Annotated in this window: 12 protein-coding genes; 11 read left to right on the top strand and 1 reads right to left on the bottom strand. The window is 73.4% G+C overall.

What is annotated here, in order from left to right; translation table 11 throughout:
* Positions 1 to 58: 58 nt before the first annotated feature.
* Positions 59 to 1,057, top strand: coding sequence for an NAD-dependent epimerase/dehydratase family protein (locus QZX64_RS04470; protein ID WP_295657311.1), 999 nt, complete (start codon positions 59 to 61; stop codon positions 1,055 to 1,057).
* A gap of 15 nt (positions 1,058 to 1,072) precedes the next feature.
* Here QZX64_RS04470 and QZX64_RS04465 read toward each other — a convergent pair whose 3' ends face one another.
* Entirely contained in the window at positions 1,073 to 2,011 is a 939-nt protein-coding gene (locus QZX64_RS04465; RefSeq protein WP_295657310.1) for an NADP-dependent oxidoreductase, read from the bottom strand.
* Positions 2,012 to 2,265: 254 nt separating this feature from the next.
* On the opposite strand from QZX64_RS04465, the gene QZX64_RS04460 reads away from it, so the two are divergent.
* From QZX64_RS04460 to QZX64_RS04415, 10 genes are all read left to right on the top strand, one after another.
* A complete protein-coding gene (locus QZX64_RS04460) occupies positions 2,266 to 3,612 on the top strand; it encodes a hemolysin family protein (RefSeq protein ID WP_295657309.1) in 1,347 nt (448 codons plus the stop codon).
* Positions 3,605 to 4,666, top strand: a complete 1,062-nt coding sequence (locus QZX64_RS04455) for a hemolysin family protein (RefSeq protein WP_295657307.1) — start codon at positions 3,605 to 3,607, stop codon at positions 4,664 to 4,666. The genes QZX64_RS04460 and QZX64_RS04455 overlap by 8 nt, the downstream gene beginning before the upstream one ends.
* A gap of 178 nt (positions 4,667 to 4,844) precedes the next feature.
* Positions 4,845 to 5,414 (top strand): CDP-alcohol phosphatidyltransferase family protein, encoded by a 570-nt coding sequence (locus tag QZX64_RS04450; protein ID WP_295657312.1) that lies wholly within the window; start codon positions 4,845 to 4,847, stop codon positions 5,412 to 5,414.
* On the top strand, positions 5,411 to 6,289 hold the full coding sequence (locus QZX64_RS04445; protein WP_295657305.1) for a DUF881 domain-containing protein: 879 nt from the start codon (positions 5,411 to 5,413) through the stop codon (positions 6,287 to 6,289). Before QZX64_RS04450 ends, QZX64_RS04445 begins: the two co-directional genes overlap by 4 nt.
* Complete coding sequence (locus QZX64_RS04440) at positions 6,286 to 6,618, top strand: small basic family protein (protein WP_295657304.1); 333 nt, start codon at positions 6,286 to 6,288, stop codon at positions 6,616 to 6,618. The genes QZX64_RS04445 and QZX64_RS04440 overlap by 4 nt, the downstream gene beginning before the upstream one ends.
* Positions 6,611 to 7,390, top strand: coding sequence for a DUF881 domain-containing protein (locus QZX64_RS04435; RefSeq protein WP_295657302.1), 780 nt, complete (start codon positions 6,611 to 6,613; stop codon positions 7,388 to 7,390). Before QZX64_RS04440 ends, QZX64_RS04435 begins: the two co-directional genes overlap by 8 nt.
* A gap of 58 nt (positions 7,391 to 7,448) precedes the next feature.
* The gene (gene gcvH, locus QZX64_RS04430; RefSeq protein WP_295657300.1) at positions 7,449 to 7,832 is read left to right on the top strand and encodes a glycine cleavage system protein GcvH; all 384 of its coding nucleotides are present in this window, start codon (positions 7,449 to 7,451) and stop codon (positions 7,830 to 7,832) included.
* A 136-nt stretch (positions 7,833 to 7,968) separates the two neighbouring features.
* Entirely contained in the window at positions 7,969 to 8,511 is a 543-nt protein-coding gene (locus tag QZX64_RS04425) for an FHA domain-containing protein (protein ID WP_295657299.1), read from the top strand.
* Between the two features lie 68 nt (positions 8,512 to 8,579).
* On the top strand, positions 8,580 to 9,278 hold the full coding sequence (locus tag QZX64_RS04420; RefSeq protein ID WP_295657297.1) for a MerR family transcriptional regulator: 699 nt from the start codon (positions 8,580 to 8,582) through the stop codon (positions 9,276 to 9,278).
* A gap of 51 nt (positions 9,279 to 9,329) precedes the next feature.
* Positions 9,330 to 9,818 carry a bifunctional nuclease family protein gene (locus QZX64_RS04415; RefSeq protein WP_295657295.1) on the top strand — a complete coding sequence of 163 codons (489 nt, stop codon included), beginning with the start codon at positions 9,330 to 9,332 and terminating at the stop codon, positions 9,816 to 9,818.
* The last annotated feature ends 15 nt before the right edge of the window (positions 9,819 to 9,833 follow it).

Raw genomic sequence — 9,833 nt, 5'->3', positions numbered from 1 at the left:
GCGGTTTGGCGGCCCCACCCGCGGGTACCGGGCCTCCCCGCCCAGCGAGGAGCGATGCGTGAAGATCCTGGTCACCGGAGGCTCCGGCAACATCGGCAGCGCGGTCGTCCGCGAGCTGGCGGCCGGCGGTCACGAGGTGCTGGCGGTCGCTCGCCGTCGTCCGGTCGTGCCGCGCACCTCCGCCCACTCCACCGTGGAGTGGCGCTGCGTCGACGTGTCTCGCGACGACCTCGACCAGCACGTCGTCGACGTCGACGCCGTCGTCCACCTGGCCTGGAAGATGCAGCCGACGCACCGGCCGCAGGAGACGTGGGAGACCAACGCGGTCGGCACGCGGCGCCTGCTCGAGGCGCTGGCGCGCCGCGGCTCGCCGCCCCTGGTCGTCGCCTCGTCGGTGGCGGCGTACTCGCCGGTCGACCACGACCACCCGGTCGACGAGACGTGGGCGACCGGCGGGGCCTCCCCGGCGGCGTACTGCCGGGAGAAGGCGTACGTCGAGCGGCTGCTCGACGGCTACCAGGGCACGGCGCCGCACGCCCGCGTGGTGCGGATCCGGCCCGCCTTCGTCTTCCAGCGGTCGGCCGGCAGCGAGCAGCGGCGGATCTTCGGCGGCCCCCTGGCCCGGCCCGCCCTGTTCGAGCGCCGCCACCTGCCCGCGGTCCCGGTGCCGCGTGGGCTGCGCTTCCAGGCCGTGCACGCCGGCGACGTCGCACGCGCGATGGCGACCGCGGTGGAGCGAGAGGTGTCGGGAGCCTTCAACCTGGCCGGCGACGGGGTGCTCGACCGCCAGGCGCTCGGCGAGGTCCTCGGCGCCGCCACGGTCGCGGTGCCGCCCCGGCTGGTGCGCTCGGCGATCGACGCCGCCTGGACCCTGCGCGCCGCCCCGGTGCCGGGCGACCTCTTCTCCGGCCTGATGGCCCTGCCGCTGATGTCGACCGAGCGGGCACGCCGCGAGCTCGGCTGGACGCCGCAGCACACCGCGGCCAAGGCGCTCACCGCCCTGCTCGAGGGCGCCGCCAGCCGGGCGGGCAGTGACCTGCCGCCGCTGCGTCCCTGACGTCGTCGGGCGTCGTCAGGGCAGGAGCACGACCTTGCCGCCCGCGTGCCCGCCGAGCACGAGGCGGTGGGCGTCGGCGACCCGGTCGAGGGGGAAGGTGCCGGCCACCACGACCTCGAGCTCCCCGCGGCCGGCCAGCGCGGCGACCTCGAGGCGCGCCCTCCTCCGGATGTCGGTGCCCGGGTCGCCCCCCGGTCCGGCGCCGAGGAGCTTGATGCCGGTGTCGCCCCGGTCGAAGGCCGCCACGGACGCGATCCGGTCGAGCGGGGCCAGGGCCAGGGAGACGTCGACCGCCTCGTCGGTGCCGACCGTGTCGAGGGCGGCGTCGATGCCTGCAGGAGCGGCCGCGCGCACGCGGTCGGCCAGGCCGTCGCCGTACACGACGGGGACGACGCCGTGGCCGCGGAGCGCCTCGTGCCGGTGCTCGGCGGCGGTGCCGACGACGGCGGCACCGCGAGCGATCGCCAGCTGGGCGGTGGACAGGCCGACGCCGCCGGCGACCCCGTGCACCAGCACGGTGTCGCCCGCACCGACGCCGGTCGCCTCGAGGAGGTGGTACGCCGTCACCCCGATGAGCGAGAGGCCCGCAGCCTGCTCCCAGGACAGGGTCGCCGGCTTGGGGACCACCGAGGTGGCCGGCACGTCGAGGGCGGAGGCGTAGCCGCCCGACACCGGGTGGACGATCACCTCGTCACCCACGCCGACCGGGCCGGCGGGACCGGCGGCTCCGTCGCCGACGGCGGTCACGACGCCCGCGGCCTCCACGCCCAGACGCAGTGGCAGCCTCGCCTCGTCCGCGCCCATCGCGCCGCTGTAGACCTTGGCGTCGAAGGGGTTGACCCCTGCGGCCCGCACCTCCACCTGCACCCGACCGGGGCCGGGGGCCGGGAGCTCGCCCTCGCGCACGACCAGCTGCTCCGGACCGCCGTACCCCGCCGCCACCACGAACCTCATGGGGGCCACTGTCCACCCCGGGACGGGGATGCCGGAACCCCGGCACGTCGATGGCGTCCCCGGGATGTCAGCGAGCCAGGCGGCTGCCGGAGCCCGGAGGGACGCGCGATGGGGCGACAGTGGGGCGGTGCCGATACAGTTCCGCCATCATCGCCGACACGGAAGACACGACCTCCCTCCATGGACGGGCCTCAACCTAGCCAGCCCCGCACCCGTTGCCCCAGGACCGCCCTGACCCCCTCGGCAGGTGTCGCGTGATCCCCTGGATCCTCCTCGGCGTCTCGCTCCTCCTCGTCCTCGCCTGTGGCCTGTTCGTGGCCGCCGAGTTCGCCCTGGTGACCGTCGACCGGCGTGCGGTGGACCGTGCCGCCGAGTCGGGCGACAGCGGCGCCGCAGGCGTCCAGACGGCGCTGAGGTCGCTCTCCACCCAGCTCTCGGGAGCGCAGGTCGGGATCACCGTGACCAACCTGGCCATCGGCTTCCTGGCCGAGCCGGCGATCGCCCAGCTGGTCGACGGCCCGCTCGAGGCGGCCGGCGTGCCCGGCCGCTTCGTGCCCGGCATCGCCCTGGGCCTCGGGCTGGTCATCGGCACCTTCTTGACCATGGTCTTCGGCGAGCTGGTGCCCAAGAACCTCGCCATCGCCGCCCCGCTGGCCACCGCCCGGGCGACCCAGCGCTTCCAGCGCGTGTTCACCCGGGTCATGGGCGGGCCCATCTCGGTGCTGAACGGCTCCGCCAACGCCATCGTGCGCCGGCTGGGCATCGAGCCGCAGGAGGAGCTGCGCTCCGCGCGCAGCGCCCAGGAGCTCGCCTCGCTGGTGCAGCGCTCCGCCGACCAGGGCACCCTCGACGCCGAGACCGCCGAGCTGATGGAGCGCTCGGTCGAGTTCGGCCACCGCACGGCCGGCGAGATCATGACCCCACGGGTGCGCACCACCTCCCTCGAGGAGGGCGACCGCGCCGCCGCCGTCATCGAGACCGCACGGCGTACCGGCCACTCGCGCTTCCCGGTGCTCGACGCCGAGGACACCGTCGTCGGCACCGTCCACGTCAAGCACGCCGTGGCGCTGCCGGTGCACGAGCGCCCCACCACGCGCGTGAAGCACATCATGCTCAAGCCGATCGTCGTCCCCGACTCGCTGCGCCTCGACCCGCTGCTGGCGCTGCTGCGCGGCGACGGCTTCCAGATGGCGGTGGTCCTCGACGAGTACGCCGGCCATGCCGGCATCGTGACCCTCGAGGACGTCGTGGAGGAGATCGTCGGCGACATCGCCGACGAGCACGACCGCCACGGCACCCGCGCCCGCCTCCGGCGCGACGGCACGTGGTCGCTCTCCGGCCTGCTCCGACCCGACGAGGTCGGCGACCTGACCGGGATCGAGCTCCCCGAGGACGAGGCCTACGACACGATCGCCGGGCTGGTCCTGCAGCGGCTCGGCCGGGTGCCCGAGAACGGTGCCGTCGCCGAGGTCGCGCTCAGCGAGCTCGACGACGACGGCGAGCCGCGCCAGCGGCACGTCGAGCTGACCGTGGAGCGCATGGACGGGCTGCGGGTCGACCGCATCTCCATGAGGATGCTCGGGGAGGCCCGCCATGAGTGACCTGGGCGGCGTTCTGGTCGCCGTGGTGCTGCTGGCCTTCAACGCGTTCTTCGTCGGCGCCGAGTTCGCGCTCATCAGCGCCCGCCGCAGCCAGATCGAGCCCCGCGCGCAGCAGGGCTCCCGGGTGGCGCGCACGACGCTGATGGCCATGGAGAACGTCTCCCTGGTGATGGCCGGGGCCCAGCTGGGCATCACCATCTGCTCGCTCGGCCTCGGCGCGGTCGGCGAGCCCGCGGTCGCCCACCTCCTGGAGCCGGTGTTCCACGCGCTGAGCGTCCCCGACGCCTGGCTGCACCCGATCTCCTTCGTCGTGGCACTGACGGTGGTGGTCTTCCTCCACGTGGTGCTCGGCGAGATGGTGCCCAAGAACATCGCGCTCGCGGGGCCCGACCGCTCCGCCCTGCTCCTGGGCCCGCCGATGATGCTCATCGTGACGATCCTTCGGCCGCTGATCGTCGTGCTCAACGCGATCGCCAACGCCACCCTGCGGCTGCTGCGGGTGGAGCCCAAGGAGGAGATCAGCTCCACCTTCACCCGCGAGGAGGTCGCTGCCCTGGTCGAGGAGTCCCGCGGCGAGGGCCTGCTGGAGGAGGAGGAGTACGGCCGCCTGGCCGGCGCGCTGGGGTTCATCGAGAAGACGGTGTCCTCGGTGCTGATGCCCGTCGACGGCCTGACGACCGTACGCCGCGGCGCCAGCGTCGTCGACGTCGAGGAGGTCTGCGCGGCCACCGGCTACAGCCGCTTCCCGGTCGAGGACGACGACGGCACGCTGATGGGCTACCTCCACATCAAGGACGTGCTGGAGACCGACGAGGAACGGCGCCTGCGCGCCATCGACGACAAGTGGATCCGTCCGTTCGCCACCGTCGCCCCCGACGAGCTGCTGCACGACGTGCTCGAGAGCCTCCAGCGCCGCGGCGCCCACATGGCACGGGTCGTGTCGCGCGAGGGCGACACCCTCGGCGTCACGCTCGGCATCGCCACGCTGGAGGACGTGCTGGAGGAGCTCGTGGGCGAGATCCGCGACGGCGCGCATCAGGACGAGAACGTCTGACGCGGGCCACCTGCGTCGCTGCGCCGTGCCCGCCTCTCCGCTGGGTAGGGTGTGCAAGGCCCGGCCCCCGAGACCCCGACCGAACAGCCCGAGGACCCGCACCGTGCCCGAGCCGATGCCCGAGCAGCCGCCCGAGGCGGCTCCCGAGGTGACGCCGCGAGACGCCGCGGACCTCCCGGTGGTCCGGCGCAGCACCCGGGTGTGGACCGTCCCGAACATCCTCAGCGTGCTGCGGCTGGCGGGGGTGCCGGTCTTCCTCTGGCTCGTGCTCGGTCCCGAGGCCGACGGCTGGGCCCTGACCCTGCTCATGGTCTCCGGCATCACCGACTACCTCGACGGCTACCTCGCCCGCCGCCTGGACCAGTACTCCGTCGTGGGCGAGATCCTGGACCCCGTCGCCGACCGCCTCTACATCCTCGCGGTGGTCATCGGGCTGGCGCTGCGCGACATCATCCCGTGGTGGGTGGCCATCATCCTGCCGCTGCGCGACCTCTTCCTGTGGGGCCTGGTGCCGTTCCTGCGCACCCGCGGCTACAGCTCGCTGCCGGTGCACTTCCTCGGCAAGGCCGCGACCTTCAACCTGCTCTACGCCTTCCCCCTGCTGCTCCTCGGTGACGGCGACGGCACGGTGGCGACCCTGGCGGAGGTGTTCGGCTGGGCGTTCGCGCTGTGGGGCATCGGCCTCTACTGGTGGGCCGGGCTGCTCTACGCGTGGCAGGTCCGCCGGCTGATGGCCGAGCCACGATGAGCCGGCCGGTCCCGCGGGCGCTGCCCGAGCACGTCACGCAGCCGCTGCTCGCCAAGATCACCGCGCAGTCGATGGACGCGGACTACCAGCACGTCGCCCGGGCCCGCGCCTCCGGCACCGGGTCACCGGAGACGCCGCGGAGCCGGGCGTGGAGCACGGTGGTCGTCGCCGTCTTCGGCACCCTCGTCGCCGTGGCCGGCGTCCAGACGGCGCGCAACGCCGACAGCGACGCGCTGAGCCGCTCGGCGCTCATCGGCCGGATCCAGGAGGAGAAGCGACTGCTGGCCGCCGTCCAGGACCGCGTCGGTGAGCTGGTGGCCGGCAACGCCGCCTCCGAGGAGTCGCTGCGCACGCTGCGTGCCCGGCAGGACGACCTCGCCGCCCGCGCACGCCGCCTCGAGGCCCGCACCGGCTTCGGTCCCGTCACCGGCCCCGGGATCGTCTTCACCGTCGACGACGCCGAGAGCGGCGACGAGACGCAGGTCGTGCGCGACGACGACCTGGCGATCCTGGTCGACGGGCTGTGGTCGGCGGGGGCGGAGGCCATCGCCATCAACGGCCAGCGGCTGACCGCGCGGACCTCCATCCAGAACTCCGGGCGGGCCGTCCACGTCAACACCCGGCCGCTGGCGCCGCCGTACCGCGTGGAGGTCATCGGCGACCAGGACACCCTGCCCGCACGGCTGCTCAACACCTCCCACGGCGCCGCGTGGTACGCCCTGGCCCGCAGCCTGGCCTTCCGGTTCAGCATGGACGAGGATGACGAGCTGTCCCTGCCGGCGGCCCGTCTGCTGCCGCTGCGCCAGGCGCAGCTCGGATCGGCGGCCGACCTCGCCGGGAAGCAGAAGGAGACCCCGGACGTGATGCTGCCGTGATCGCCGCGCTCGGGCTGCTCGTCGGCATCGTGGTCGGCCTCCTGCTGCAGCCCGACGTCCCGCTCGGGCTGGAGCCCTACCTGCCCATCGCGGTGGTGGCCGCGCTGGACGCCGTCTTCGGCGGCCTGCGCGCCTACCTCGACGGCATCTTCGACGACAAGGTGTTCGTCGTGTCGTTCCTGAGCAACGTCGTGATCGCCGCGGCCATCGTCTACCTCGGCGACCAGCTCGGCGTCGGGGCCCAGCTCTCCACCGGCGTCATCGTGGTCCTCGGCATCCGCATCTTCTCCAACGTGGCGGCGATCCGGAGGCACCTCTTCCATGCCTGAGCGCACTCCCGGGTCCGGCCCCACCGGTGACGCGGCCGAGCGGCCCGGCGACGCCGGCCGGGACCGTCTCGCCCGCGCGCTGGTGCGTCCCTCCCGCTCGCAGGCGGTCGTCGGCGTGCTGCTGGCGGTGCTCGGCTTCGCCGCGATCGTGCAGGTCCGCTCCAACCAGCTCGACGACACCTACAGCGGACGGCGCGAGCAGGACCTCATCGAGATCCTCGGCGGCCTCACCGGCACCTCCGACCGGGCCCGCCGCGAGATCGAGCGCCTCGAGCAGACCCAGAGCCGCCTGCTGTCCGACACGAGTGCCCGCAGCGCGGCCGTCGACCAGGCGGCCGAGCGCGTCGAGACGCTCAACATCCTGGCCGGGCTGGTGCCGGTCACCGGGCCGGGCCTGCGCATCACCATCACCGAGGAGACCGGCCGGGTCAGCATCGACTCCCTCCTCGACACCGTGCAGGAGCTGCGCACGGCGGGCGCGGAGGCGATGGAGTTCAACGACGAGGTCCGTCTCGCCGCCGAGAGCTCCTTCGACGAGGTCGACGGCAGCATCGAGGTCGACGGCGTGCCCCTGGACACGCCGTACGTGCTGGAGGTCATCGGTGAGACCAACACCCTGCAGGGCGGCCTGACGTTCCCCAGCGGGCCCATCTCCTCGCTGGAGACCCAGGACGGCGCCCGGGTCGACGTCGAGGAGCTGTCCTCGATCGACATCCAGAGCGTCCGCAGCGCCACCCGACCGGAGTTCGCCCAGCCCGAGCAGGGGCAGTAGCCTCACCGCCAGCAGCACCGCACCGACCCGCCGACGACCAGCACTCCCAGGAGCAGGCATGTACCCCGAGGACCTCAAGTACACCGCCGAGCACGAGTGGGTGCGCAGCCCCGGCGACCATGACGGCGCCGTGCGGGTGGGCATCACCCAGTTCGCGCAGGAGGCCCTGGGCGACATCGTCTACGTCTCGCTGCCCGAGGTGGGGGAGTCGGTCACCGCGGGGGACACCTGCGGTGAGCTGGAGTCGACCAAGTCGGTCAGCGACATCTACGCACCTGTCAGCGGGCAGGTCGTGGCCCGCAACGAGACCCTCGACGCGACGCCCGAGCTCGTCAACAACGACCCGTACGCCGCGGGCTGGCTCTTCGAGGTCGTGCCCGACGACGCGGGTGCCGTCGACGGCCTGCTCGACGCCGCGGCCTACGAGCAGGGCCTCGCCTGAGGCGTCCGGCTGCTGGTCCGGCGGGTTGTCGCGACTGATAGGTTCGAGGCAACCTTCACCCTCAACCCTCGACTGAGGGTTGTCCCGGGCGGGTAGCGCACCCGGTATCGACCCACCACCCGAAGCGGAGGACGACATGCCGTTCTGTACGGCCTGCGGCAAGCAGAACCCCGACGACGCGCGCTTCTGCGCGCAGTGCGGCACGCGCATCGCCGGTGCCGAGGAGGCCGCACCGGCCGCCGAGTCCCCCGGTGAGATGACCGCGACCATCACCTTCGGCAGCCCCGAGCGCACGGGGGAGCGTCCCAGCGTCTCGGAGGCCGGCGACCGCCAGCTCAGTGCGGGCGACGCCGCGGCCGTGGACGCCCTGCCGCAGGGGCACGCCCTCCTGGTCGTCCAGCGTGGCCCGGGCGCGGGCAGCCGGTTCCTGCTCGACGCCGACCTGATCACCGCCGGGCGCCATCCCGAGTCCGAGATCTTCCTCGACGACGTGACCGTCTCCCGCCGGCACGCCGACTTCCGCCGGTCCGCCTCCTCCTTCAGCGTGTCCGACGTCGGCAGCCTCAACGGCACCTACGTCAACCGCGACCGCATCGACTCCGTCGACCTCAAGGACGGCGACGAGGTGCAGATCGGCAAGTACCGCCTCGTGTTCTTCTCCGGGCACGTGAACGGCTGAGCGTGGCCCCCTCCACCCCGGCCGGGTCGGCGAGCGGGGCCGCCGGTTCTCCCGGAGGCCGCGCCCGGATGACCATCGGGCAGGTCCTCGACGAGCTCCGCCCCGACTTCCCCGGCATCACCATCCCCAAGATCCGGTTCCTCGAGGACAAGGGGCTGATCAAGCCCGAGCGCACCCCGTCGGGCTACCGCAAGTTCGCCGGCGACGACGTCGACCGGCTGCGCTACATCCTGCGCATGCAGCGCGACCACTACCTGCCGCTGAAGGTCATCGGCGAGCACCTCGACGCCATCGACCGGGGCCTGGAGCCGCCGCCCATCGACTCGGTCGTGCCGACGGTGCCCACGATGGCGCTGTCCGGCGACGGGCTGCCCTCGCCGGAGTCCTTCGCCCGGCGCTCCGACGTACGCCTCTCCCGGCGCGAGCTGCTCAAGATCGCCGACGTCAGCGACGACCTGCTCGACCAGCTCGAGCAGTACGGCCTGGTCTCGCCCCGCACCGGCACCGGCCACTACGACACCGATGCCCTGGTGGTGGCCCAGACCGCCCGCGAGCTCGCCGACTTCGGCTTCGAGCCCCGCCACCTGCGGGCCTTCAAGACCGCCGCGGACCGCGAGGTGGGGCTGGTGGAGCAGGTCGTGGCGCCGCTGCGCCGCGGGCGCGACGCCGCCGCCCGGGGGCGCGCCGACGACGCGACCAGCATGATCGCCGCCCTCTCGGTGCGCCTGCACGCGACGCTGGTCAAGCAGGGCCTCGGTCCCTCCTGAGGGCCCTCCGGCCCCCCGGACCCCGACCGGGCCGGGAGTAGGGTTGCGATCGTGCGCGAACTCGACGTCATCGGAGTACGGGTAGAGATGCCCTCCAACCAGCCGATCGTGCTGCTGCGCGAGGTCACCGGGGAGCGCTACCTCCCGATCTGGATCGGTGCGGTGGAGGCGACGGCGATCGCGTTCGCCCAGCAGGGGGTGACGCCGCCGCGACCGCTCACCCACGACCTGATGAAGGACGTGCTGGAGGCGACCGGGACCGAGCTCACCGAGGTGCGCATCACCGACGTCAAGGACGGCGTGTTCTACGCCGCGCTGGTGCTCGGCACCAGCACCGGGCAGGGCGCCGAGGTCAGCGCCCGTCCCTCGGACTCCATCGCCCTGGCGCTGCGCACCGGCTCGCGGATCGTGTGCGAGGAGGCGGTGCTCGACGAGGCGGGCCTGGCGGTCCCGGCCGAGCAGGAGGACGAGGTCGAGCGCTTCCGCGAGTTCCTGGACCAGGTGACGCCCGAGGACTTCGAGTCCACCGAGGAGTCCTGACTCTGACTCTCAACC

The sequence above is a fragment of the uncultured Nocardioides sp. genome (assembly GCF_902805925.1).
Classification (GTDB): Bacteria; Actinomycetota; Actinomycetes; order Propionibacteriales; family Nocardioidaceae; genus Nocardioides.
The sequence above is the reverse complement of the archived record's forward strand: the minus strand, read 5'-3'. Positions and strand labels throughout refer to the sequence as shown.

Excerpts from the sequence above, each read along its gene's own strand:
- QZX64_RS04445 (WP_295657305.1), top strand. The coding sequence starts at position 5,411 with ATGAGCCGGCCGGTCCCGCGGGCGCTGCCCGAGCACGTCACGCAGCCG.
- gcvH (WP_295657300.1), top strand. The coding sequence starts at position 7,449 with ATGTACCCCGAGGACCTCAAGTACACCGCCGAGCACGAGTGGGTGCGC.
- QZX64_RS04455 (WP_295657307.1), top strand. The coding sequence starts at position 3,605 with ATGAGTGACCTGGGCGGCGTTCTGGTCGCCGTGGTGCTGCTGGCCTTC.
- QZX64_RS04435 (WP_295657302.1), top strand. The coding sequence starts at position 6,611 with ATGCCTGAGCGCACTCCCGGGTCCGGCCCCACCGGTGACGCGGCCGAG.
- QZX64_RS04425 (WP_295657299.1), top strand. The coding sequence starts at position 7,969 with ATGCCGTTCTGTACGGCCTGCGGCAAGCAGAACCCCGACGACGCGCGC.
- QZX64_RS04465 (WP_295657310.1), bottom strand. The coding sequence starts at position 2,011 with ATGAGGTTCGTGGTGGCGGCGGGGTACGGCGGTCCGGAGCAGCTGGTC.
- QZX64_RS04420 (WP_295657297.1), top strand. The coding sequence starts at position 8,580 with ATGACCATCGGGCAGGTCCTCGACGAGCTCCGCCCCGACTTCCCCGGC.